General features: G+C 65.0%; 19 protein-coding genes and 1 tRNA gene. 9 read left to right on the top strand and 11 right to left on the bottom strand.

Annotation, left to right across the window (positions count from 1 at the left end):
- Positions 1-22 precede the first annotated feature (22 nt).
- A complete protein-coding gene (locus VT03_RS24260; RefSeq protein WP_075095396.1) occupies positions 23-1,309 on the bottom strand; it encodes a DUF4013 domain-containing protein in 1,287 nt (428 codons plus the stop codon).
- 681 nt (positions 1,310-1,990) lie between these two features.
- Here VT03_RS24260 and VT03_RS24255 point away from each other — a divergent pair.
- The gene (locus VT03_RS24255; protein WP_075095395.1) at positions 1,991-3,772 is read left to right on the top strand and encodes a 30S ribosomal protein S1; all 1,782 of its coding nucleotides are present in this window, start codon (positions 1,991-1,993) and stop codon (positions 3,770-3,772) included.
- Between the two features lie 432 nt (positions 3,773-4,204).
- On the opposite strand, the gene VT03_RS24250 is transcribed toward VT03_RS24255, so the two are convergent.
- From VT03_RS24250 to VT03_RS24225, 6 genes are all read right to left on the bottom strand, one after another.
- On the bottom strand, positions 4,205-4,714 hold the full coding sequence (locus VT03_RS24250) for an NUDIX hydrolase (RefSeq protein WP_075095394.1): 510 nt from the start codon (positions 4,712-4,714) through the stop codon (positions 4,205-4,207).
- 24 nt (positions 4,715-4,738) lie between these two features.
- Positions 4,739-5,782 (bottom strand): hypothetical protein, encoded by a 1,044-nt coding sequence (locus VT03_RS24245; RefSeq protein WP_075095393.1) that lies wholly within the window; start codon positions 5,780-5,782, stop codon positions 4,739-4,741.
- Positions 5,783-5,872: 90 nt separating this feature from the next.
- Positions 5,873-6,259 carry a phosphoribosyl-AMP cyclohydrolase gene (gene hisI, locus VT03_RS24240; protein WP_075095392.1) on the bottom strand — a complete coding sequence of 129 codons (387 nt, stop codon included), beginning with the start codon at positions 6,257-6,259 and terminating at the stop codon, positions 5,873-5,875.
- 174 nt (positions 6,260-6,433) lie between these two features.
- The gene (gene mntR / locus VT03_RS24235) at positions 6,434-6,874 is read right to left on the bottom strand and encodes a manganese-binding transcriptional regulator MntR (protein ID WP_075095391.1); all 441 of its coding nucleotides are present in this window, start codon (positions 6,872-6,874) and stop codon (positions 6,434-6,436) included.
- 413 nt (positions 6,875-7,287) lie between these two features.
- Entirely contained in the window at positions 7,288-8,034 is a 747-nt protein-coding gene (gene scpB / locus VT03_RS24230; RefSeq protein ID WP_075095390.1) for an SMC-Scp complex subunit ScpB, read from the bottom strand.
- Between the two features lie 56 nt (positions 8,035-8,090).
- The gene (locus VT03_RS24225; protein WP_156514725.1) at positions 8,091-8,783 is read right to left on the bottom strand and encodes a hypothetical protein; all 693 of its coding nucleotides are present in this window, start codon (positions 8,781-8,783) and stop codon (positions 8,091-8,093) included.
- Between the two features lie 314 nt (positions 8,784-9,097).
- On the opposite strand from VT03_RS24225, the gene VT03_RS24220 reads away from it, so the two are divergent.
- From VT03_RS24220 to VT03_RS24210, 3 genes are all read left to right on the top strand, one after another.
- Positions 9,098-9,170: transfer RNA gene (locus tag VT03_RS24220), tRNA-Ala, on the top strand.
- A gap of 138 nt (positions 9,171-9,308) precedes the next feature.
- Complete coding sequence (locus tag VT03_RS24215; RefSeq protein WP_075095388.1) at positions 9,309-9,878, top strand: RNA polymerase sigma factor; 570 nt, start codon at positions 9,309-9,311, stop codon at positions 9,876-9,878.
- 76 nt (positions 9,879-9,954) lie between these two features.
- The gene (locus tag VT03_RS24210) at positions 9,955-10,281 is read left to right on the top strand and encodes a hypothetical protein (protein ID WP_075095387.1); all 327 of its coding nucleotides are present in this window, start codon (positions 9,955-9,957) and stop codon (positions 10,279-10,281) included.
- 353 nt (positions 10,282-10,634) lie between these two features.
- On the opposite strand, the gene VT03_RS24205 is transcribed toward VT03_RS24210, so the two are convergent.
- Together VT03_RS24205 and VT03_RS24200 are read right to left on the bottom strand one after the other, a co-directional pair.
- Positions 10,635-10,991: an ArsC family (seleno)protein gene (locus VT03_RS24205; protein WP_075095386.1), complete on the bottom strand. Its 357-nt coding sequence runs from the start codon at positions 10,989-10,991 to the stop codon at positions 10,635-10,637.
- A gap of 260 nt (positions 10,992-11,251) precedes the next feature.
- Complete coding sequence (locus VT03_RS24200; protein ID WP_075095385.1) at positions 11,252-11,920, bottom strand: VTT domain-containing protein; 669 nt, start codon at positions 11,918-11,920, stop codon at positions 11,252-11,254.
- A gap of 392 nt (positions 11,921-12,312) precedes the next feature.
- Here VT03_RS24200 and VT03_RS24195 point away from each other — a divergent pair, with 392 nt between their 5' ends.
- Entirely contained in the window at positions 12,313-14,028 is a 1,716-nt protein-coding gene (locus tag VT03_RS24195; RefSeq protein ID WP_156514724.1) for a hypothetical protein, read from the top strand.
- A 513-nt stretch (positions 14,029-14,541) separates the two neighbouring features.
- Positions 14,542-15,993 (top strand): carboxypeptidase-like regulatory domain-containing protein, encoded by a 1,452-nt coding sequence (locus tag VT03_RS24190; protein WP_197489064.1) that lies wholly within the window; start codon positions 14,542-14,544, stop codon positions 15,991-15,993.
- Positions 15,994-16,005: 12 nt separating this feature from the next.
- On the opposite strand, the gene gmd is transcribed toward VT03_RS24190, so the two are convergent.
- Positions 16,006-17,061, bottom strand: a complete 1,056-nt coding sequence (gmd, locus tag VT03_RS24185) for a GDP-mannose 4,6-dehydratase (RefSeq protein WP_075095382.1) — start codon at positions 17,059-17,061, stop codon at positions 16,006-16,008.
- A 465-nt stretch (positions 17,062-17,526) separates the two neighbouring features.
- Positions 17,527-18,057 (bottom strand): hypothetical protein, encoded by a 531-nt coding sequence (locus tag VT03_RS24180; protein WP_075095381.1) that lies wholly within the window; start codon positions 18,055-18,057, stop codon positions 17,527-17,529.
- Between the two features lie 128 nt (positions 18,058-18,185).
- Here VT03_RS24180 and VT03_RS24175 point away from each other — a divergent pair, with 128 nt between their 5' ends.
- From VT03_RS24175 to VT03_RS24165, 3 genes are all read left to right on the top strand, one after another.
- On the top strand, positions 18,186-19,403 hold the full coding sequence (locus VT03_RS24175) for an argininosuccinate synthase (protein WP_075095380.1): 1,218 nt from the start codon (positions 18,186-18,188) through the stop codon (positions 19,401-19,403).
- 457 nt (positions 19,404-19,860) lie between these two features.
- Entirely contained in the window at positions 19,861-20,913 is a 1,053-nt protein-coding gene (locus VT03_RS24170; protein WP_075095379.1) for a S1C family serine protease, read from the top strand.
- Positions 20,914-21,300: 387 nt separating this feature from the next.
- A complete protein-coding gene (locus VT03_RS24165; protein WP_156514723.1) occupies positions 21,301-22,854 on the top strand; it encodes an AAA family ATPase in 1,554 nt (517 codons plus the stop codon).
- Positions 22,855-23,178 lie beyond the last annotated feature (324 nt).

Here is a 23,178-nt window from a genome sequence, read left to right as displayed (position 1 = left end):
GATCTCTGACAGCGGACCGCTTCTACTGCGGCCGCCAGGGGAGCAGATACGGCCACGGGAGCAGGAAGGCGTGGTGCTTGAAGAGCTCCGCCCGGCCGTGCTCGCCGATGAACTGCGTGAAGTAGAGGATGAAGGTGAAGACCGCCAGGACCGCCAGCATGAGCGGGAAGCGGATCGCCGTCCTCGTGATCCACCACGAGCGTTTTCCCTGCACTTTCCGCCGCGTCGCCCGGTGATAGGCCCAGCCTGTCAGAACGCGGGCGGGGTAGTTCGAGGCGATGAAAATCAGCGTGATGGGCCAGAGGGCGTCGGGCGGCAGCAGGAACGCTTTGAAGAGGTAAATCGGCAGGGCCAGGACGTAGACGAACAGGACCGTGACGAGCCACGTCAGCGGGGCGTAGCCGAAGAGGTCCCGGACCGCCCGCAGTTCGAAGCCGGCCCGCCACTCGTTCGTCGACGCGAACCGTGCCTGGAGGAACGGCAGCCAGGAGAAGACGAGCACCAGCATCATCCCGCCGACAAGCGGCAGCAGCACGGCGGGCCCATCCGGGCGCTTCGCCGCCGCGAAGACCGCCGAGGGAATCACAAGCCAGGCGAGTCCGACCAGGAACCCGCGGAGGCCGAGCGAAAAGTGGTGCCGGAACTGGAGCCGTGAGACGAAGTCACGGACATGGTCGCTGGCGGTCTCCCAGTAGTTCCCTTCGCGGAGCCGGCGGCGGAACCAGAGCACGTTCTTGAGCGGCCGGAAGAACGTCCAGAACGATCCGCCGCGGGCGAGGGCCAGACAGAGGTGGGTCGAGATCAGCGCCCAGAGAACGAGCGCGGCGAAGTGGAGCTTCCGGTCGGCCGGTCCGCCGGGGTCGATGATCCGGGCATCCGCCGCGGCGAAGGAGACCAGCCGGAGCGGCAGGATCCAGAGGTAAACGCCGAGCGCAATCGCCCCGAGCCGCGGGGCGACGTCGAGCAGGAGAAAGCCGTTCCGGAGCTTCCCGGTGCGGGCGACACGGCCCTCCACCTCCAGCAGGTAGCCGAGGGCGGCGACGTTCACGATCGGGATGGCGGCAATCACCGCCAGCAGGAGGATCAGGCTCCCCACGCCGAAAATCGCCCGAACGAGCCAGCCCGTCGCCCGGATCGGATGCCGCCACGGGACCGGGCAGGCCCCAAGCCGCCATCCACCGGGGTTGTCGTCCGAGGTTGGGACTTCGGCCGACGCCGGCCTCTCCACCGCCGTACCCGGATCCGCGGCGTCGACAAGCGTCTCATCGAGCGGGTGGGGGTGCGGTTCGAGCGTCGCCGTCTGGATCATGGCCGTTTCGATCAGGGGTCCCGGCCGCCACGACCTAAGCGGTGGCAGAAACGCCTCTTAGAGCACGAGTCCTCGTGGGAATTACCCTGCCGAATGTCGGCCGGTTTCAGGGATTGGGGCGAACCACGTCCCCGCCGGCACAGCTCCCGCCCGCTCAATCCCATCGTTCCACGGCCACCGGGGTCAAGGGGGCAACCCCTTGCCGCCGGAGGCCTCTTCGACGAGGAACCGCGGTAAGTAACGGGCGTCCGCTTTGTGGAACCGGCGTTGAGAACTCCACGCTCGCCCTGGGGTCCCCCCGGGTTGGTGAGGAGGCATACGGCACGGTGTCCGCGCTTGGACACACAAGATTTCCAATGGTGTCCGACGAGACAGCCTCCGGCGGGCAAAGGGCCGTTGCCCCTCTGCACTCCCCACCAGGGGTACCCCCTGGACCCCGGTTAGAGACGTAGTGCCGGCCCCGTATCCAGCGAACTTACCCCCGGCATCCCACCCCAGCGAATGGGGTAGGCAAACTTCGCGAAGATCAGTACCATTCCCGACTTCCGATTTTTCCGGGCGGGACCGCGCCTATTGGATGAGCCACGTTGACTCATCGCCGGTCGCGTTCAGAAAGGTCAAAACCCAGCAGCATGACTCCAGGAGTGTTGCCTGGAGGCGCGGCGACGCGCAAGGGTCCACATGGTCGATCGCAATTTGATTCGTGAATTCCAGGTTTCGGACGAAGATCTCGAAGCCGAACTCGGCGATGTCCTCCGTCAGCTCGATGACGGCGAAGGCTACGCCGACCAGATCTACGACGAAACCGCCCAGTCCTTCGACGTCAACCAGCTCGTCAAGGGCGTGGTGCTGAGCATCGATGGAGACGATGTCCTCGTCGATATCGGCTACAAGAGCGAAGGAACCGTCCACCTCTCCGAATGGGGTGATGACGAAGAAAAGCCGAAGACCGGCGACACGATCGAGGTCCTCCTCGAAGAAGTCGAAGACAACTACGGCCTCGTGCTCCTCTCGAAGCGCAAGGCGGACCGGGCCCGTGAGTGGATCTGGTTCACCACGAACTTCAAAGAAGGGGACAAGGTCTCCGGCACCGTCACCCGCCAGATCAAGGGCGGTCTGCTGGTGAACATCAGCCAGGGAGCCTCGACGGCGCCTCCAGGACAGGGGATCAACCTGTTCCTGCCGGCCAGCCAGGTCGACATCCGCCGTCCGCAGCGGATCGAAGCCTACATCGGCCAGCACATCGACTGCGTGGTCCTCAAGATCGACGAGACCCGCCGCAACGTCGTCGTCAGCCGCCGCAAGCTGATCGAAGACATGCGGGCCGAGATGAAGCGGAATCTCCTCGCCGAGATTTCCGAAGGTCAGATCCGCAAGGGGGTCGTCAAGAACATCGCCGACTTCGGCGCGTTCGTGGACTTGGGCGGGATCGACGGTCTGCTCCACATCACCGACATGTCGTGGAAGCGGATCCATCACCCGACCGAAATGGTCAAGATCGACGACGAAATCGAAGTCAAGATCCTGCACATCGACCGGGAGAAGGAAAAGATCGCTCTCGGCCTGAAGCAGAAGCTGCCTTCGCCTTGGGAAAACGTTTCGCAGAAGTACCCGGTCGGCTCGCGCGTCGAAGGCGAAGTCGTCAACGTGATGAACTACGGGGCCTTCGTGAAGCTCGAAGACGGGATCGAAGGTCTCGTCCACATCAGCGAAATGTCCTGGACCAAGCGGGTTTCCCATCCGGACGAGCTCGTCAAGAAGGGGGACAAGGTCGAGGTTGTTGTTCTCAACATCAACACCGACAAGCAGGAAATCTCGCTGGGGATGAAGCAGACCCAGCCGAATCCGTGGGACAACGTCACGGCCAAGTACCCGATCGGAACGACGGTCACGGGAACGGTGCGGAACCTCACGAACTACGGTGCGTTCATCGAGCTGGAAGAGGGGGTCGACGGCCTCCTGCACGTCAGCGACATGAGCTGGACCCGCAAGATTTCGAACCCCAGCGAAATGCTGAAGAAGGGGGACGTCCTCACTTGCCAGGTGATCTCGGTCGACGAGGTCCGCAAGCGGATTGCTCTCGGCATGAAGCAGCTGGAGAACGATCCGTGGGAAAACCGGATTCCTCAGCAGTACAAGCCGGGTTCGATCGTCGAGGGCAAGGTCACGAAGATCACCAACTTTGGTGTCTTCGTCGAACTGGAAGAGCAGCTCGAAGGCCTCTTGCATGTGTCTGAGCTCGGCGAAGCCGGCGAAGACCAGCTCAAGGTTGGCGACAGCGTCCAGGTCAAGATCCTGCGGATCGACACGGACGACCGGAAGATCGGCCTCAGCCGCAAGCTGGACGCTCCGGTCGAGCAGCCGGAAGTGACCCAGAGCGATCGCCCGGCGGCTCCGAAGGAGCTCAAGGGTGGTATGGGGGACACGGGTGGCCCGCTGTTCCAGATGCCGGGCAAGAACTGAGTTGTTGGCGGCTAGCCGCCAGCGATTCGCCTGAGAAACGAAGCACTCCGGAGGCCAAATGGCGTCCGGGGTGTTTTTGTGCGCAGAGCCAAAACCGCGTCCTGGCCGGCACGAGGGTGCTACCTCAAACCCAACGTGCCATGGCAGCTGGGGTCAAGGGGGCAACCCCTTGCCGCCGGAGGCGCTTCAATGAGGAACCGCGGTGAGCAACGGGCGTCCCCTTTGTAATACCAGCGTTGAGGACTCCCTCACTCGATAACGCTGGCCTTGTAATCCTCGCGGGTTGGTGAGGGGGGCATACGACACGCTGTCCGCGCTTGGACACGTGCTCCTTCCACTATCTCTCGACGAGACGGCCTCCGGCGGGCAAGGAGGCGTTGCCCCCTTGCATCCCCCACCAGGGGTACCCCCTGGACCCCGGCTAGGGCCTGCTCATGAGCGCCCGACGCCGTTCGCCACAGCCCACTCCACCAGCTGCAGAAACGGCGGCGAGAACTTCTCCGGCGACGTCCGCGCCATCTCCGCCACGTACGCAAACGGCCTGAACTCAACCGCCGCCACCTCGCCCGGATCCGGACGAGGCGTCGCATCCGTCGTGCACCGGTAAAGAACCGTGTGCTCGTAAGCCGTCGCCGGCGATGCCGGAAGCGACGTCAACCGCGTCAGCTCCGCCCGAATCCCCAACTCCTCTTCAAGCTCCCGCGGCGCCGCCTCGTCATACGTCTCGCCCGCCGACAGATGCCCAGACGCCGACGACGTATAGGTCGAAGGAAACTCATCCTTCGTCGCCGACCGCATATGGGTCAGCAGCTCCCCACTGGAATTGAACACCCAGATATGCACCGCCCGGTGCAAGAGCTTGCGGGCATGCACCACCGACCGCGGCGCCTGCCCGATCACATTGTCCTGCTCATCACAGACGTCGAAGATCTCTTCCGACATGAAGTCCCAGAAGACGAGGCGGAATCAGGAGCGATTGGAGGGAGGGAACGCCTTGGCGTAGTTCTCATGGAACAGGGCCTCGGACATCGGCTTCGTCATGTCGACCCCCTTCTCCTTGAACGCGGGGCCGACACGGCGGCTGTACTGCCACTCATCCGGATCGACCGAGCCGTTCTTGTTTCGGTCCAGGCTTCCAAACATCGACCGTGAAGCCGTCGTCCCCAAACCGGAAGTCGTCGAAGGCGCTGCCGGGGTGGCCGGCGCCCCAGGCGTCGGCATCGGAGTGGACGTACCAGGGGCCGAAGGGGGAGCCAGCGGCGCTCCAGGGGTGCCAGGCGGCCGCGTTCCCGCCACGGCAGGAGCCGCTGCCGCGGTCTGCCCGCGGGTCTTGTCGAACTCGGCAGAGGTCACCATCCCGTCGCCGTTGGGATCACGGACGCCAAAGTCCGCCGCCAACCGCTTGCCGGCCCGCCACTCGCGGAAGGAAAGCTGACCATCGCGATCGAGATCCAGCCCCTGGAACTCGGACGAGCCCTGCCCGCGCGAATTCCCGGACGGAGCCGGCGTGGAACCGGGCATCGGAAGGGGCGTCGGCCCCAGCACCGTGGCTGCGGTCCGCTTGCGAAGCGCATCGGTCAGGGCCGGAAGCTTCGCCTCAAAGGCCTCACGGGGAATCCCCTGCTCAGCGGAAACCTTTTCCTTCGTCAGCCATTCGCGGATCGGCTCTGGAAGCTGGTCGAACTCGGCCTGCGACAGCGTGCCGTCCCCATCCTTGTCGTAGTAACGGAAGACCGCCGGATGCGGAGCGGGCGCGGGAGGCGTCGCGACAACGGTCCCGGCGGGCGACACCATCGGCATCGGCGCGGCCGAACCAGCCTCGGTCTTCGGAGCCGTGTCAGGCGCGAGGGTCGGTTCAACCGGCTTGTCCGACGAAGCCGCTGGGGCCGGTGCGGCGACGGGAGCCTTCGGGGCGGCCGCCGGAGCGTCCTGGGCCGAGACCGGGGACTGGCTGGCGACGAACACGCCGAGCAGGCAGAGGGTCCGGACGTCGGTCAGGAAACGGGGCATGGCGGGCAGTTCCGGATAGCGGACGGCGCGGCGGATTCGCGTCGGAAAGTGAGAAACTGTCTCACGATCGACGACCGGAAGCCATCCCCTTCACTTGCGATAAACCTCGGCCGGATCGAACACTCGTTCGCCGACCACTTCGACCTTCCGCGTCGCGGGATCGATCTTGCGGAAGAAACAGCTCTTGTACCCCTCGTGGCAGGCTGCCCCGCCGATCTGGTTCACCTTCACAAGCAGCGTATCGGCGTCGCAATCGTAGTAGATCGACTTAAGTTCCTGGACGTTGCCGGACTCCTCGCCCTTTCGCCACAACTTCTTGCGGCTGCGGCTGTAATAGCAGACCCGCCCAGTCTGGAGCGTCTCGTCGTACGCCTCCTGGTTCATGTAGGCCAGCATCAGGACATCGCCGCTCGACTCGTCCTGGGCGACGACCGGAATGAGCACGGACTTTTCGAAGTTGGGGCCGTCTTGCGACATGGGGCGGGGGCTGTGTTGGGGGGGAAAACGATGAGTTCAGGTCAGACGCCGCGGAACGGCTGAGGGTTCGCATTGTAGCTTGCGGTTCCCGCCCGATGAGCCCCAGCCGGCCCGGCTTCGAAAAATCGGGGAAGCGGCATCGGTCTGCCCCCTCGCTCGGCCGTCGTCGCCCGCTCAGGCCTCTTCGGTCGGCGGAGCGGGCTTGTGTTCGTTGGCGAAGCGTTCCATGGCCCGGAGCGTTTCCGCGCTGACGTGGTGCTCGATCCCTTCCGCGTCGATGGCGGCGATGCGGTCGCCGACGCCGAGGGCCCGGAGGAAGCGCTCCACGATCTCGTGGCGGGTGCGGGCGGTGCGAGCGGTTTTCTGGCCGGTGGGAGTGAGAGTGACGGGTCCGTAGGGTTCGGTCTGGACGTAGCCGTCGCGGACGAGGCGGGCGACGGTGCGGTTGACCGTGACGTGGCTGACGCCGAAGTGCTTGGCCAGGTCGGTGACGCGGCACTTCCCGGTCGTGCGGACGAGGTCATCGATCGCTTCGACGTAGTCCTCCGCCAGTTCCGTGGCGTGATCGCGACGGGTCCGGGCGTGCGGGCTGGCGGGGCGCGGGGAAGACGTCATTCCGGTTCCTGAGGAGCGAGGCAGACGACATCATGAGGAGTCCCGGCGGGGTGTCAAACGGCCTTTTTAACACCATCCTCGGCGGACGGATCTCCCACGCGAACGCAGCGTCATTCTCCAGTTGGGGGTCAAGGAGGCCAAAGAAACAACACAGCCCCCCTTGCCGCCGGAGGCACTTCAATGAGGAACCGCGGTAAGCAGCGGATGATCGCTTTGTAGAGCCGGCGTTGAGGACTCCCTCCAGATACACCGCCTGCGATGCAATTGCCACGGGTTGGTGAGGGGGGCATCCGGCACGTTGCCCGCGCTTGGACACTCACTCCTTCAGACATCTCTCGACGGCCAGGCCTCCGGCGGGCAAGAGGGCGTTGCCCCCTTGCATCCCCCACCAGGGGTACCCCCTGGACCCCGGTTCAAGCGGATTCCTCTCGCGGAGCTGCTGCCTCTCCACCGTCTTCAGCCGGCTCTTCCTCAATCCTTGTCCGCGACATCGGCCGACGCATCTCCGCCGACATCGGCAGATCGTCCAGACTCCCCAACGCATACGCCTCCAGAAACTGCCGCGTCGTCCCATACAGATACGGCTTACCCAGCGAATCGTCCTCACCCACGATCTTCACCAGGTTCCGCTCCATCAACTGCTTCACAATCTCCGCCGACTGCACCCCCCGCACCGACTCAATATCCGCCCGCGTCAACGGCTGCCGATACGCAATGATCGACAACGTCTCCATCGCCACCGCAGAAAGCCGCAACCGCGCCTGCCGCTGATGAATCCGGTCCAACCACGGCGCAAACACCGGGTCCGTCAAAAGCTGATACCCCGTCGCCAGCCGCTCAATCCGGAACGCCGACCGCGTCCGGTCATAAGCGGTGTTCAGCTCCGAAATCGCCTGCCGAACCTCCGCGACCTCAGCCAGCCCCGCAAACTGCAACAGCTTCCGCTCTGACAAAGCCCCTTCCGCCACCATCAGCGCCGCCTCGACCCGCGCCGCCTTCGACGTCCGGACCGTCAGGGGAAGCGTCGATCGTTCACTCGACTCGGCCGCGGCAATCGTCCGCCGCCGAAAGAAAACCCGGCGGAACTCCGCGGCATTCCGCGTCTCAGTCGCCCGGGCAATGGGCGAACGCAGCGGGCCAGACAAAGAATGACCGGTCATGAACACAGAACGTCAGCCCGGAAGAACGGGGCGTGATTCCGCCAGGGCGGGAACGATCAGCGGGAGTACGAGACGCCGGAGTTCGAATACGCGAACCGCTTCTGCATCCAGCCATCGATCTGCCGCAGCACGCCATCCACAGCCGCCAAGGGTTCCGGAGCCTCGGCTTCAAACCGGCGGGTCACCCGCGGATCGTCGCCCGGCGAGAACATGCACACGAACAGGAAGTTGTCGGCGGTCGCACCGCGTTCGAGATGGAAGTGCGTAACCCCCAGCTCCGCCAGCCGCTGCCGGGCCGCCTTCCAGGTCAGGTTCGAGCTCCCCGCTTCCATATAAGCGCGAGGCTCAGCACCGTGATCGCGGCCTTCTTCGTCCGACGAAAAACTGCTGTGGCTGGCGGGGCGGGCATTGCCGCGAGCGTCGTCGCGGCTGGCGAACTCGTCGCGCTTCCACTGCGGGGTGCCCCGGTCCGAGCGGGACTCGCGGTCTTCGGCGAACTTGTCACCGAACGCCGGCGCGCCCTCTTCGTCGTGGCCGTGGTGAGCGTGGTCCTCGTGACCGTCGCCGCGGGAACGGCGGCGGCGGGAGGCGGGTTCTTCTTCGTCGAAGTAGTTGCCGCGGACGATGTCGTCGTCCTGCGACTTGTTGAAGAGGGACCCGGGAGCCATCTGTGGAATCCCGAAGACCGCCATCAGACCGATGGCCGAGAGCGGGACCGACATGAGAAAGGCCGCGATCGTACTTCTCATGGAAAGGGACCTCCGTGTCCGGAACGCGGCGTCATGCCCTTATCCGGCAAAATCGGCCGGACCGTTCGGGCGGGGATGCTACCGGGCGCGTCGAAACGGGACAACTCCAGTTTGCCGGGAGGGAGCGCCCCGGCCCGAAGCGTGCAGAAGCCCCGATACGCGGCCGGATGTATTTGACAAACTTTCCCCAATCGTTACCTTTTGCCCTCCGGCCAGGAATCGCTCAACCCACTGCGGTGGGCTGACCGATACCAGTCGGGCACCGGCATCATGCCGGCCCCTTCCAAGGGGCTTGTTGATGTCGGCCCAACATTGGGGGATTAGCTCAGTTGGGAGAGCGCTTGCATGGCATGCAAGAGGTGAGCGGTTCGAGCCCGCTATCCTCCACCTTCAAACCCGCCTGCGAACTTCGCACGGCGGGTTTTTCTTTTGGATTCGCGAGAATCCGTCGGCGATCGCTGAACGCCGGCCCCCGTCCGCGCGGCTTCCCTGTGGACTGACGTTTCCCGCAGCGGACTTTCGAGCATGGCCCCGCACCGGCACGATCCTCTTGAGGCCCTCAACGAGCAGCTGCTCGTCCTGCGGGCTCAGGGGAACGACCGGGCGGCGTTCCATGACCTGATGGCGCTCTATGACCGCCGCGTGGCCTACTACGTCCGGCGGATGTTGAGCGATCCGGCCCAGGCCCTGGATGTGACGCAGGAAATCTGGCTGCGGGTCTATCGGCGGCTGCCGACGTTGCGGTCTCCGGCTGCCTTTCGAGTGTGGCTGTATCGGATTGCGCATGACCTGGTCGTGACGCACTGCCGACGCCGGCCGCGGGAGGAGAGCCGGGATGATCTCGACGGACTCTCGGAGGGGGATGTCGGGAACGAGTTCGAGTTACTGGAACGAGCCGAGCTCGTGCATCACGGACTGGCGCAGTTGACGTCGGAGCAGCGGGAGGTGTTGACGCTGCGGTTTCTGGAGGGACTGGAGCCGGCGGAGATCGCGTCGGTGGTGCAGTGTCCGGCGGGGACGGTTCGCTCGCGGCTGCACTATGCGTTGCGGGCCATCCGCCGGCTCATTGAAGGAGACCATCATGCCGGATCATGACCCGACTGCCCGGCTTATCGAGAACCTGTTGTCACAAGACCCTGACCTGACCCAAGACGCTCTGAGGAGACAACGCATGGAACTGGAACTGAAGCTGGAAGAGACGGAGGAGTTCGCGAAGAAGGTCCGCCGGGCCTCGTTGATCGGGGTGGGGATCACAGTGGCGTTCTGGATCGGGATCCTGCCGTTCGAGTTTTTTCGGTTGGGTGCGATCCACTGGGCCCGCGTGACCTATGTGGTTCTGGGGAACCTCAGCCTGTTGACGACGGGTGTTCTGCTGACGCTGTACTGGCACAAGTATCGTCCGGCGATTGATCGCCAGCGGGTGGACCTGCAGATGACCATGTTGCGGGACATGCAGCGGCAGATTGAGGAGATTCGTGCAGCGGTGAAGCGAGACTGATCGTGATAACCCACGACAACGCCCCTCACCGGGTCCAGGGGCACCCTGGTGGGGAGTGCAGAGGGGCCTGTGTTGTTTTCTTGGCCCTTTGCCCGCCGGAGGCCTGGCCGTCGGAAGATGTCTGAAGGAGCACGTGTCCAGGCACGGACAGCGTGCCGTATGCCCCCTCACCAACCCGTGGTGAGTCCGGAGCGAGCGGGGAGTCCTCAACGCCGGTTCTACAAAGCGGACGCCCGTTGTGCCCCACGGCTCCTCACAGAAGTGCCTCCGGCGGCAAGGGGGCGTGGCCCCCTTGACCCCAGGCTGCCGTAGCACGATGGGTTTGAGCTGGCACAGCTATGCCGGCAAGGACGCTACTTCCCGCCCAGCGCCGGCGCGAACGTCTCTTCGTGAAAGCCCACAAACAACGTCTTCCCCCGACGGATCGTCGGTGCCCGCAAGTTCCCCGTCGGCCCGATCAGAAGCGCCAGCAGCTCCTCCTCGGTCGGCTGCTCCTTCTTGAGATCGATCCCGACCGGCTTCGTCCCCTTCGAAGCGACAATCCGGTTCACCTGCGACACCAGTTCCTTCGCGTCGTCAAAGCTCAGCTTGGTCTTGTTGGCGCTCACCACTTCCTTGGCCGACAGACCACACTGCTCCAGCAGCGCATCCATCCGGCTGCACGTCTTGCAGCCCTTACGGTGGTAATACCAGTCGACTTGAGCAGCCATCGCGAGGTCCTCTCCGGAAAAGGAGCCGGAGGTTACAGAACACCCGCGCCGATCGTCCATCGGACGACCAGCGCGCCAGCAGAGCCCGATCGCCGATCCCGGGAGGGCGAAGCTCCTGCTGAGCCGCGAAGGTTCGCAGGAGCATCCCCACGGTCGTCTTTGCCTCGTTCTCGCTGGGCCAGGGAGATGATCGGACACCTTCTCCACCGCCGCGGCTCGGCCGGAGCCTCGCCCTCCCGATAGGCACAGAAGCGGCGACGTCAGGCGGTCGCCCGCTGCTGAGCGGCGACTTCCCGACGATGCTTCCAGGCCCCGATCAGTACCGGCAGGATGCTGATGAAGATGATCATCAGCGTCACCTTCTCGAAGTTCTTCTCGACCCACGGGATCTGCCCGAGGAAGTACCCCGCCATCGTCATCGAGACGACCCAGCCGATCCCGCCCGCGATGTTGTAGAGAGCGAACTGCCGGTAGTTCATCCCCGCCACGCCGGCCACAAAGGGCGTGAACGTTCGGACGAGAGGGACGAACCGGGCCAGGATAATCGCCTTGCCGCCGTGCCGATCATAGAACGCCTTGGCCGCCATCAGGTGCTCGTGCTTCACGAAACGCAGCCGGCCCTTCTCGAAGACATGCACCCCCGCCCGATGGCCGAGCGAGTAGTTGAGCGCGTCTCCCACAATCGCCGCCACAGAGAGGATCGTCAGGATCAGGGTGAGGTCGAACACCCGCTGGCTGGCCAGGAATCCCGTCGCAAAGAGGAGCGAGTCCCCCGGCAGGAAGAACCCGATCAGGAGCCCGGTCTCGCTGAAGATGATCGCGGTGAGCAGCACATAGCCGACCCAGCCGTAGGCGGCGGCCATGACACGGAGGTTTTCCGGCTTGGCCAGACCGATCAGCCACTGCACCCACGCCATCGCCTGAGACATTCCACTCTGCCTGTTCGAATCTCGAAGGAATTGCCGAGTCCGGCAGTCGAATGCGGGACGGTCGAAATTGTGCCGCCGGCCGATGAAGTTTTCGCGTCGCCCTCGTCTTCACGGGCCTCCGCCGCGACAGGGCCATCGCCGCCTCCCGACCGGTCGCCGGACACATCCAGTGTAGAGCACGCCCGGCGGCCCGCCGACACGGACCGCCACCGCGACACGGAGAAATTCTCGAAGAGGACCGCAACCGGACGCTTTCTTTCGGGGTACAGCCGATGCTGACAGAACGGTTGTTGCGGTTATATGATCCCGACCGATCTGTCGCTCCAGGGCATCGGCCCCGGCGGATTTGTTCACCAATCACTCGGACGCTGTTACGGAAAGGGATGTCGGAGATGGGGATTTTCACTCGGGCCGCCGCCAAGGTGCGATCGGCTTGCGCGGTGTGTGCAGTGCTGGTCGTCAGCCCGTTGATGGCGGCGGATCGAGCCCCCGCCGACCGGCTGGTTCCCAGCGGCGCGACGGTCTTCTTCGAGATCTCCGACCTGCCGGCCCTCAAGGAATCGTGGAGCAAGGCCGCCCTCGGACAGCTCTGGAACTCGTCGCAGATGGCCGAGTTCCGCAAGGAAATCGAGGCCAAGTACGAAGAAGCCCTGAAGGACGCGGAGAAGGAAGGGGTTCCCCTCAAGGCCCTCCTCGAGCTGCCGCAGGGCGAGATCGCCTTCGCCGTCGTTCGTGAAGAAGACGGCCCGGTCGGCGGAGTTGCCTTCCTCGACTACGGCGACAAGAGCAAGGACCTCGAGACCGCCCTGAACCTGCTCGACAAGGCTCTCGAAGAAAAGGGAGCCGAGCGCTCGACCGACACCGTCGCCGGCACCGAGATCACCGTCTTCACCTTCAAGAAGGATGACGGCGAAGAGGTCCCGCAGAAGGTTGCTTACTGCACGAAGGATGAAACGCTGGTCTTTGCGACGAGCGCCGACCTGATCGAAGGGGTCCTGGGCCGCTGGGACGGCAAGAGCGACGAGTGCCTGGCCGAAGACGAGGTCTACGGCTACATCGCCGAGAAGTGCCAGGGCGATTCGGAAGACATCGCCTTCAGCTACTTCGCCAGCCCGATCGAGCTAGTCCAGGGGATCATGGAATCGAACGAGGAGCTCTCGTTCCAGGCGGTCGTCTTCAACACCTACGTCCAGTCGCTCGGCTTCGGCCAGCTCAAGGGGGTCGGTGGAGCCGCGGAAATCGGCGGCGAGGACTACGACTCTTGGGCCAAGACGTTCATCTACTCCGACCAGCCCTCCAAGGGCGTGATGAAGATCTTCCAGTTCCCGGCGATCAAGGCGGAAGTTCCCGCCTGGGTTGAGGAGAGCGTCGCTCAGTACAGCTCGTTCAACTGGGACGCGCAGGCGGCGTGGCAGGGGATCCTGGCGGTCGGCGACGCGGTTCAGAGCCGGCAGGGAGCCACGGCGGCGATGGTCGACAAGCTCGCCAAGCAGCCGCCGAACATTCACATCAAGAAGGACGTCATCGACCAGCTCAGCGGCAAGCTGCAGCTCATCTCCAAGGGGATCGAAGAAGGCAAGGACGGCGGCCAGCCGCAGGAGAAGCAGGTCTTCCTGCTCGAACTCAAGGGTGAGTCGCAGATCAAGGACCTGATCGGCCGTCTGGCCGGCATGGCTCCGCAGGTTGAGAAGCGTGATTTCCAGGGGACGACGATCTATGAAGTCCCGGCGGGTGGTGCGCTGCAGCCGGCCTTTGCCGTTGCGAACGGTCAGCTCATGATCAGCACGAGCGTGGAGTCGATCGAGGGGATCCTGCGGACTGGCAAGGCGGACAAGCCGCTCTCGGCCAACGCGGACTTCAAGGCCCTGATGGAAGACACGCCGGAAACGGTCTCGATGTTCACGTTCAGCCGGCTCGACAAGGCTCTCGAAGGGCTTTACGAGATGGCCCGGACCGGCAAGATCGACGGTCTGACCGAAGCCGAGGTCGACTTCAGCAAGCTGCCGGAGTTCGATTCGGTGCGGAAGTACTTCCGTCCGCAGATGAGCTACGCGATCCCGGACGAGAACGGTGCCGTGATCGAGAACTTCACGCTGCCGCTGAAGTGATGACGTCAGCGAGACGATGAGTCTTGAACCCCGTCGTCGGCACATGCCGTCGGCGGGGTTTGTTTTTGCGCGCTGGCTCGAACGACGTCCTTGCCGGCACGGCTCTGTTTGCTCAAGCCCATCGTGCGACGGCAGCCGGGGTCAAGGGGGTCTCACCCCCTTGCCGCCGGAGGCGCTTCGATGAGGAACCGCGGTAAGCGACGGACGACCGCTTTGTGGAACCGGCGCTGAGAACTCACCGCCCGCTATGCAATCCCCGTGGGTTGGTGAGGGGGCATACGACACGTCGTCCGCGCTTGGACACGCCCTCCTTCAGGCATCTCTCGACGGCCAGGCCTCCGGCGGGCAAAGGGGCGTTGCCCCTCTGCACTCCCCACCAGGGGTGACCCCCTGGACCCCGGTCTGATGCTCGATGAGTCCCGATTCGGGAACTTTTCTCACTACCGCAGCGTCTTGCACCGGCGGAAACCCGTTCACCACAATCCGCCAAACACTCCCCCAACGAGGCCGGATATGCGCACATCTGGATCGAACTGGCGTCACGTGTGTGTTCTCAACTGGGCCCGCCAGGCCCTCCTCCTGGCTGCGATCGTCCTGGGAATCACCTCCCCAGCCTCAGCCCTCATCCTCGGGGGCGAAGGAAACGACCCGATCAACGACCCCGGCTGGCCCGCTGGAGCCGCCGCTGTCTTCAATACCGAATCCCGCATCGCCTACTGGGAAGGCCCCCCCTTCGGGGGCGGACAGTACCACGCCGAATGCCGCGGCAACGCGGCCGTCTTCAACCTCGTCCTCGAAGACTTCGCCAAGATCGAGGCCAAGACAAAACGCCTCGTCGTCCATGACGGCGAAGGAGCCAGCTTCTGGCTCAACACGAACAGCGCCCCCGAAAAGAAGGCGGCCGCCGTCACCGACTGGACCTTCATCGTCTGGGTTCCGGCCAACTGGCAGCGGCAGCGCAAACTTCCAGTCGGCTTCCGCCCGCCCGACGTCCTCCCGGATCGCGAAGAGCCCCCCGTCCAGATCGACGTCTACACCGGCGGACGGATCATCTGGTCCGACGTCGTCGTCCCCGAAGGGATCGAAGTCGTCGACGAACGCCTCGAAGCCCACGGCTTTAAACCATCGGATGGCACCGTTCTCGAAGGAATCGTAACCGCAGCCGACGGCGGCAAGCCGGTGGCCGCCACGATCTCGATCGAGGAGATGGAGTCCAATCCCAAGGGGGGCTACCTCTACACCGAGAAGACGAAGGCCACGACCGATGCCACAGGCCGCTGGGTCGTCAAGAACTGTCCGCCGGGGCGAATTCGGCTCGTCGCGCGGGCCGACGGCCACGCGCCGCGGGTCCTGGGGCACCGGCAGGTGACCGACGAACCACGGTGGGCCAGCCTCCCGACGTCGCTCGCCAAGTCGGCGACGATCACCGGCCAGGTCGTCGACGGTGACGGAAAGCCGCTCGAAGGGGTCAAGGTCCGCCTGGACCAGGTCTCGGCCGGCGACGGCATGCAGTACGAGATCCCGGACGACCGCGAGTTCGTGACCGCCGCCGACGGCCGGTTCAAGGCCGAGGCCCTCCCTCGCGGGACCGCCGCTCTCTGGACCTGGAAAGAAGGCTACTGCAAGCTCGGCTTGGCCCAGCCGATGAAGACGCCTGCGGAGGACGTCGTCCTCAAGATGTTCCCTGCCGCGGAAGTCACAATCACGGTGCCGGAGGATCTTCTCCCGACATCGGGAGGCTACATCGTCAACATGGTCCCCAAGGGGGGCGAAGCGGTCGGAAAGTGGTCCGGCTCGGGGAACATCGACGGCGACCGGAAGATGGTGTTCCGCAACGTCCCGCCGGGCGAATACCGGATCACCGGGCGTCCCAACCCCGGCAGCGCAAACGACGAGACGCCACCCGTGGCGGTCGACCTCAAGGGGGGCGAGAAGACCGAGGTAACGCTCAAGCCCAAGTCGTAATGGACCAGCGGCTCAGCAGGCTTCGAGCAGTGAGATGTCGTGGTCAACCATCAGGTTGACCAGTTGCTCAAACGTGACCTTGGGCTTCCAGCCCAGGTCGTTCCGGGCCCGCGTTGCGTCGCCGATCAGGAGATCGACTTCGGCGGGCCGGAAGAACTGCGGGTCGACCTCGACCAATACCTCTCCCGAGGGGCCGATCCCGCGCTCGTTGACTCCAGAGCCCTGCCATGAAAGCGGCAGGCCGGCACGGTCGAAGGCGAGTGAGCAGAACTCGCGGACCGCGTGGGTCTCGCCGGTGGCGATGACGTAGTCGCGGGGCTCTTGGGCCTGGAGCATGAGCCACATCGCCTCGACGAAGTCCCCCGCAAAGCCCCAGTCGCGGCGGGCCTCGAGGTTTCCGAGCTTCAGAACCCGTTGCCGGCCGGCCGCGATAGCCGCGGCGGCCCGGGTGATCTTCCGCGTCACGAAGGTCTCGCCGCGGCGCGGCGACTCGTGATTGAAGAGGATCCCGTTGACGGCGAACATCGCGTAGGACTCGCGGTAGACACGGGTGATTTCGAAGGAGTAGGCCTTGGCGGCGCCGTAGGGGCTGCGGGGGTGGAAGGGGGTCGTCTCGGTCTGGGGGGTCTCGCGGACCTTGCCGTACAGCTCGGAGGTCGACGCCTGGTAGAACTTCGCGGGGAGCTGGAGCTGGTGGATCGCTTCGAGCATTCGGACGGTCCCGACGCCGGTAACGTCGGCCGTGTATTCGGGCATCTCGAAGCTGACGTGGACGTGAGACTGGGCGCCGAGGTTGTAGATCTCGTCGGGGCGGACCTCGTCGAGGATGCGGCGGATGGACGAGGTGTCGGAGAGATCGCCGTGGCAGAGGTGGAGGCGGGTGTCCTCGCGGCGCATCGCGTATTCGAGCGGAGAGAGCCGCTGGGTGTTGCGGAGGGAGGACCGCCGCATCATTCCCCAGACTTCGTAGCCTTTCTGTACGAGCAGTTCGGCGAGGTAGGACCCATCCTGCCCGGTAACTCCGGTGACGAGGGCTTTGCGGGCGAGTCGGGGAGGGAGCAGGCTCATTGGTGCATCGTGGTTCTTGGGGAAACGGTCATGGTATCGCGTTGGCGGGTCGCCGGGCTATGGGGAGGGGGCGGAGGGGAGGCTTGAGGCGGAAGGTGGAGGGCCTAAAGGTCGTCAGCGCGTACCATCGTCGCGGCCTCACCAGGGTCCAGGGGGCACCCTGGTGGGGGATGCAAGGGGGCAACGCCCTCTTGCCCGCCGGAGGCCTGGCCGTCGAGAGATGTCTGAAGGAGTAAGTATCCAATCGCGGACACGGTGCTGTGTGCCCCCTCATCAACCCGCGGGGATTGCAGAGCGAGCGATGAGTTCTCAACGCCGGTACCACAAAACGGTCGCCCGTTGTGTACCACGGGGCCTCACTGAAGCGCCTCCGGCGGCAAGGGGGTGAGACCCCCTTGACCCCAGCGGCCGTCGCACGATGGGTTTGAGCGAGCACAGCCGTGCCGGCATCTGCGTCTTTCGCCGCTACATCCGCAATTCCACGTCCTGAAGCAGCTGCACATACAGAATGACCGCAGCAAAGAACGCGAACGCGTTCAACAGAATCCCGGTAATCGCCCGGGCCCGCTGCGACGTGTTCAGATTCACGATTCCCAGCACGATCCCAGGCACCGAGGTCAGGATCGCGAAGGCCGGAATGCAGACCATCGCCAACGAGAGCCCGCCCAGAAACATCGACACCGTCGCCAGCATCCCCAGCGATTCGTCGCCGCCGGCATCCTCTTCGACCAGCCCCGTCCCCATCCCCACCCCGCCCGCCGTTCCCCTGGCCGTCCAGCCCGGCGAACCCGATGACGCCGGACGATGAGGATTCGCGGCGGAGGTCCCGCCGTCCCGAGGCAGGCTTCCGAGGACGTAGGCGCCGTCCGACAGGCTCCCCTCGTCGACGACGAGAAACCGTCCCCGGCAGGCGGGACATTCGACCTGCCGCCCCATCCGCCGCTCGTCGAGCGAGACGGTCCGGTCGCACAACGGACAGGGGATCGAGATCGTCATGAGACTTCGCCGGGCGATGCCGCGCCGGCACCTTTGTTCCAGGGGTGGGAATCGTGTATTTCTACCGCTTGTCGCACATGCGCGACCTCTTGACAACACGTCTGGAAAAAAGACCGACAGGCAATTCCGTGGCAGACAAAGTCGTTTTGGCGTACAGCGGTGGTTTGGATACGTCGGTCCTCGTGGGCTGGCTGATGGACGAGGGCTACGAAGTCCACTGCCTGTACGTGGACCTCGGCCAGCCGTGCGAAAACCGGCAGGAGATCCTCGAGAAGGCCCGCAAGATCGGGGCCGCCTCGTCGGAAGCGGTTGACGCTCGCGAGGAGCTCTGCCGCGACTTCGCCTTCCCGGTCATGCAGTGGCAGGCCAAGTACGAGAACATCTATCTCCTCGGCACCTCGATCGCCCGGCCGCTCATCGCCAAGAAGTGCCTGGAGCGGGCCCGCGAAGTCGGCGCCGTCGCCTTTGCCCACGGGGCGACCGGCAAGGGAAACGACCAGTGCCGGTTCCAGCTCGCCGCCGAGGCGCTGCAGCCGGACGTCAAGATCATCGCTCCGTGGCGGATGGAGAAGTACCGGGCCCAGTTCCCCGGCCGCAAGGAGATGATCGAGTACTGCGAGAAGAAGAACATTCCGGTGAAGGCGAGCATCGCCAAGCCGTATTCGAGCGACGAGAACTGCCTCCACATCAGCTACGAGGCGGGGAAGCTCGAGGATCCGCAGGTGGACGGGATCGCGACGGTCGACTTCGGGATGACGGTCTCGCCGCAGGAGGCTCCGGACAAGGAAGAGGTCGTGACGATCGGCTTCGCGTCGGGCGTTCCGATCTCGGTGAACGGGAAGAAGCTGAATGCCGATGACCTGGTTCTGAAGCTGAACGAGATCGGCGGCCGGAATGGTGTCGGCCGGATCGACATCATTGAGAACCGCTTCGTGGGGATGAAGAGCCGCGGCGTGTACGAGGCTCCGGGGATGACGCTGCTGTATGCCGCGCACCAGGGTCTGGAGCAGATGACGCTCGACCGGGACCTGACGCACCTGCGGGACCGGCTGGCGCCGGAAGTGGCCGAGATGGTGTATTACGGCTTCTGGTACTGCGCGAAGATGGACGCCCTGATGGCGTTCCTGGAAGAGACGGAGAAGCCGGTGACCGGGGAAGTGCAGCTGACGCTGTATAAGGGGAACGTGCGGGTGAGCAGCCGCAAGTCGCCGTTCAGCCTGTACGACGATGCGATTGCCTCGATGGAGGCGGGTGGCAGCTATAACCAGACGGATGCGGAAGGTTTCCTGCGGATCATGGGTCTGCCGCTGCGAGTCCAGGGCCGAGTCCGTCCGCGAAGCTACTGAACCGGGTCCAGGGGCACCCTGGTGGGGAGTGCAGAGGGGCAACGCCCTTTTGCCCGCCGGAGGCCCTCTCGTCGAGAGATGTCTGAAGGAGATCGTGTCCAAGCGCGGACAACGTGTCGTATGCCCCCTCACCAATCCGCGGGGATTGCAGAGCGAGCGGTGTGGCTGGAGGGAGTTCTCAACGCGGGTACCACAAAGGGGACATCCGTTGTTGACAACGGTTCCTCATAGAAGTGCCTCCGGCGGCAAGGGGTTGCCCCCTTGACCCCGGCTGCCGTCGCACGTTGGGTTTGAGCAAGCAGAGTCGCGCCGGCGAGCAGATCGTTTGGCGAACGCACTGGCGCCCCTCCACACAGCTCCCATCGCGTCCCCGCCCTTCCCGGCGTACGATGGAACCGGCACACCCCGTGACCGGCCATCGCCGGCACGAAGCCGCTGTGCTCCAGGGAGGCGCGCGATGGTCCGTTCGGTCTGGATCCTGTTGGTGCTGGGATGTCTCGGCGCGGCCGGTGGTGCGTCGGCCCAGGACAAGACCTCTCCGGTCAAATCGGAAGCCGCATCCCCTGCTCCGCCGACCGCCTCCGCTTCCAGTGAGGCGAACACCGGCCTGAAAGTCCCGCCGGTCTTCTCCAAAAAGAAGCCCGAGACGCTCGCCGACCTGCGGGAGATGGAAGCCCATCTCAAAGCGGTCGCGGCCAAGGTCGGTCCGACGGTCGTGGGGCTGCAGATCGGCCGGGCCCAGGGGAGCGGGGTCATCGTCACCGGGGATGGGTATGTGCTGACGGCCGGCCACGTCTCGGGCGCTCCGGACGGACGGGCACGGGTGATCCTGCCGTCAGGTCAGATCGTCGAGGGGCGAACGCTCGGACGGGTGCGGGGCTCGGACGCCGGCCTCATCAAGATCCAGGGAGAACGCACCGACTGGCCGCACACCGCCATGGCGGCGGAAGGCTCCATCGAAGAGGGAGAGTGGTGCCTCACGCTCGGCCACCCAGGCGGATTCAATAAGGAGCGGGCCGCGCCGCTGCGGTTCGGCCGGGTTCTGGGGATGTCTCCGAACACGATCCAGACCGACTGCGAACTCGTCGGCGGCGATTCGGGGGGGCCGGTCTTCGACATGGCGGGACAGGTGATCGGGATCAACAGCCGCATCGGGCCGCAGACGGCGATGAACTTCCACGTGGCGATCGACGTCTATCGCGAGCACTGGGAGACAATGAAGTCGGGCGAGGACGTCAAGGAGCACTCGGGGGCGTTCCTGGGGATCGCGGGGACAAAGGTCTCGGCCGGGCTCAAGATCACCAAGGTGTTCCGGGACTCGCCGGCGGACAAGGCGGGACTGAAGGCGGATGACGTCCTGGTGACCTTTCAGGGAAAGAAGGTCGACGAGCTGGAGCAGCTGATCGAGCTCGTGGGCGAGGAGGAGCCGGGTCGCAAGGTGCGACTGCAGGTCCTGCGGGACGGGAAGCCGAAGGATTTCGAGCTCACTCTGGCCGTGCTGCCGGACTAGGTTCTGCCTGGGAGGCGGGACACCAGCCCGAAGCGCCGGCGAGGGAATTCACGCTTCGCCCCTCGCTGGCGCTTCGGGCTGGTGTGAATGTGCAGTGCCGGCCGGGACACGGTTCTTGCGATTCCTTGTCGTCCCGCCGGAAAAACCGGAAAATCTTCCGAACCGGCCTCCGGCCACCGTGTCCGGTTGCCCGGCGACTCGCAACTTCGTCCTCTGGCCTGGTGCACCGCACCACACGAACGCGTCTATCTTGTTTCGCCAATGAGCCCCCGCCCTCCGCGGGAGACGTTTCTTCTCTTCCTGTTTCGACTCTTTCCGTTCGCGCCGGTCGCAACCCGCGCCGCGGGCCTGCCGGCCAAACACCGAGCCAAAGCGCTCTCCGGGCACATGAAAACACTCTCTGCGGGAGAATTCACTCCCCGTCAGGCGGCGTGCGTCGACACCGTTCGCCGCTGCCTCGCCTTTCATCCCCTCATCCACCTCTCGGCCCGCGACGGTACCGGCCGGACCAGCATCCTCGAAGCTCTTCACAAGGAGCTCGGGGGGTCGATGGTCACCATCCGGGACTACGTGAAGGTGACCGCCGGCAAGCCTCCGCTGGGAACCGACGAGTGGCTGTGCGACCTCCTGATCCGCCGGCTGAAGAAGCACGAGACCGTCTTCGTCGACGACTTCCACCTCGCCCAGGCGGTCTCCCAGAACTGCAACAACCCCCGCTCCGATTACCTGTCCGCCGCCATGGAAGCGGTCTCGGATTACGCCGAGCGGTCCGGCCGCCGGCTGATCGTCGCGACCCAGGGGCGTCTCAATGAAGAACTCGCCAAGCGGATGGTCGGCTGCGGAATCGGGCTCTTCGCGGAAGAGGACTTCGCCGCGATCGGAAGGAACTGCCTGGGGGATTCGAGCCAGCAGGTTGACTGGACCAAGGTCCACCGCTTCGCTCCGTACCTCACCGCGCGGGAGCTCCGCAAAAGCTGCGCGTGGCTCGTGGCGCACGAGACCCCGCTCGACACCGACTCGCTGCTCGAGTACCTGGCGAGCCACCATCTCGCGAGCAACGTCGAGATCGACGAGGTCGACGACATCGAACTCTCCGATCTCTTCGGAGTCGATGAGGTCGTGGCCGCTCTGGAGGAGAACATCGTCCTCCCGCTGACGGACGACGAACTGGCCGAGGAACTCGACCTGCAGCCCAAGCGGGGCGTCCTGCTCGCGGGGCCCCCGGGAACCGGCAAGACGACCGTCGGCCGGGCCCTGGCGCATCGCCTCGGAGGAAAGTTCTTTCTGGTCGACGGGACGGCGATCTCGGGGACCGATCACTTCTACCACCAGATCGACTTCACCTTCCGCCGGGCGGTCCACAACTCACCGTCGGTCGTGTTCATCGACGACAGCGACGTGATCTTCGAGAGCGGCAAGGAGCACGGACTTTACCGCTACCTGCTGACGAAGCTCGACGGGCTGGAGAGCGCGAGCGCCGGGCGGGTCTGCGTCATGCTGACGGCGATGGACGTCGGCAACATCCCGCCGGCCCTCGTCCGATCCGGGCGGATCGAGCTGTGGCTCGAAATGCGTCTGCCGGATCCGGCAGCCCGGCAGAAGATCCTGGAGCAGCACATCGACGGCCAACCGCTGTTCGAGGGGGTCGACCTGGCTCCCGTCGTCGAGCGATCGGACGAGTTCTCGGGGGCGGACCTCAAGCGGCTCGTGCAGGACGCCAAGCTGGCGTACGCGGGAGACCGGAAGGCGAACCGGCCGACGGTCCCGATCGGGGAACGGCTCGTGGCCGCGGCAAACCAGATCCGCCGCAACCGGGAGGTCTACGCGGAGGCCGAAGCGCGGGCGAATGCTCGCCGGCCGACGCGTCCGCAGTGGTTCAGCCCAATGTCGGACTTTCACCGGGCCGGTGTATCACAGAACGGCAATGGCGACGCGGACTGAGACGACGAGCGTGCTTGCCGGCACGACGCTGTTTGCTCAGCCCCAATGTTCCACGGCATCTGGGGTCAAGGGGCCAAAAAAGCGACGCAGGCCCCTTGCCGCCGGAGGCACTCCTGTGAGGAACCTTGGTCAGCAACGGGCGTCCGCTTTGTGGAACCGGCGTTGAGAACTCCACACCCGCTCTGCAATCCCTGCGGGTTGGTGAGGGGGCATCCGGCACGGTGTCCGCGCTTGGACACGTGCTCCTTCAGAGAGACTCCCGACGAGAGGGCCTCCGGCGGGCAAAGGGGCTTTGCCCCTCTGCACTCCCCACCAGGGGCGAGC

The organism is Planctomyces sp. SH-PL14 (assembly GCF_001610835.1).
In the GTDB taxonomy this organism is placed as follows: Bacteria; Planctomycetota; Planctomycetia; order Planctomycetales; family Planctomycetaceae; genus Planctomyces_A.
Note: the sequence above shows the minus strand (reverse complement) of the source record. Positions and strands in the feature narration are given on the sequence as shown.

Excerpts from the sequence above, each read along its gene's own strand:
- VT03_RS24245 (WP_075095393.1), bottom strand. The coding sequence starts at position 5,782 with ATGCCCCGTTTCCTGACCGACGTCCGGACCCTCTGCCTGCTCGGCGTG.
- VT03_RS24170 (WP_075095379.1), top strand. The coding sequence starts at position 19,861 with ATGGTCCGTTCGGTCTGGATCCTGTTGGTGCTGGGATGTCTCGGCGCG.
- VT03_RS24215 (WP_075095388.1), top strand. The coding sequence starts at position 9,309 with ATGGCCCCGCACCGGCACGATCCTCTTGAGGCCCTCAACGAGCAGCTG.
- VT03_RS24255 (WP_075095395.1), top strand. The coding sequence starts at position 1,991 with ATGGTCGATCGCAATTTGATTCGTGAATTCCAGGTTTCGGACGAAGAT.
- mntR (WP_075095391.1), bottom strand. The coding sequence starts at position 6,874 with ATGACGTCTTCCCCGCGCCCCGCCAGCCCGCACGCCCGGACCCGTCGC.
- VT03_RS24205 (WP_075095386.1), bottom strand. The coding sequence starts at position 10,991 with ATGGCTGCTCAAGTCGACTGGTATTACCACCGTAAGGGCTGCAAGACG.
- hisI (WP_075095392.1), bottom strand. The coding sequence starts at position 6,259 with ATGTCGCAAGACGGCCCCAACTTCGAAAAGTCCGTGCTCATTCCGGTC.
- scpB (WP_075095390.1), bottom strand. The coding sequence starts at position 8,034 with ATGACCGGTCATTCTTTGTCTGGCCCGCTGCGTTCGCCCATTGCCCGG.
- VT03_RS24225 (WP_156514725.1), bottom strand. The coding sequence starts at position 8,783 with ATGAGAAGTACGATCGCGGCCTTTCTCATGTCGGTCCCGCTCTCGGCC.
- gmd (WP_075095382.1), bottom strand. The coding sequence starts at position 17,061 with ATGAGCCTGCTCCCTCCCCGACTCGCCCGCAAAGCCCTCGTCACCGGA.
- VT03_RS24250 (WP_075095394.1), bottom strand. The coding sequence starts at position 4,714 with ATGTCGGAAGAGATCTTCGACGTCTGTGATGAGCAGGACAATGTGATC.
- VT03_RS24210 (WP_075095387.1), top strand. The coding sequence starts at position 9,955 with ATGGAACTGGAACTGAAGCTGGAAGAGACGGAGGAGTTCGCGAAGAAG.
- VT03_RS24260 (WP_075095396.1), bottom strand. The coding sequence starts at position 1,309 with ATGATCCAGACGGCGACGCTCGAACCGCACCCCCACCCGCTCGATGAG.
- VT03_RS24200 (WP_075095385.1), bottom strand. The coding sequence starts at position 11,920 with ATGTCTCAGGCGATGGCGTGGGTGCAGTGGCTGATCGGTCTGGCCAAG.
- VT03_RS24195 (WP_156514724.1), top strand. The coding sequence starts at position 12,313 with ATGGGGATTTTCACTCGGGCCGCCGCCAAGGTGCGATCGGCTTGCGCG.
- VT03_RS24180 (WP_075095381.1), bottom strand. The coding sequence starts at position 18,057 with ATGACGATCTCGATCCCCTGTCCGTTGTGCGACCGGACCGTCTCGCTC.
- VT03_RS24190 (WP_197489064.1), top strand. The coding sequence starts at position 14,542 with ATGCGCACATCTGGATCGAACTGGCGTCACGTGTGTGTTCTCAACTGG.
- VT03_RS24165 (WP_156514723.1), top strand. The coding sequence starts at position 21,301 with ATGAAAACACTCTCTGCGGGAGAATTCACTCCCCGTCAGGCGGCGTGC.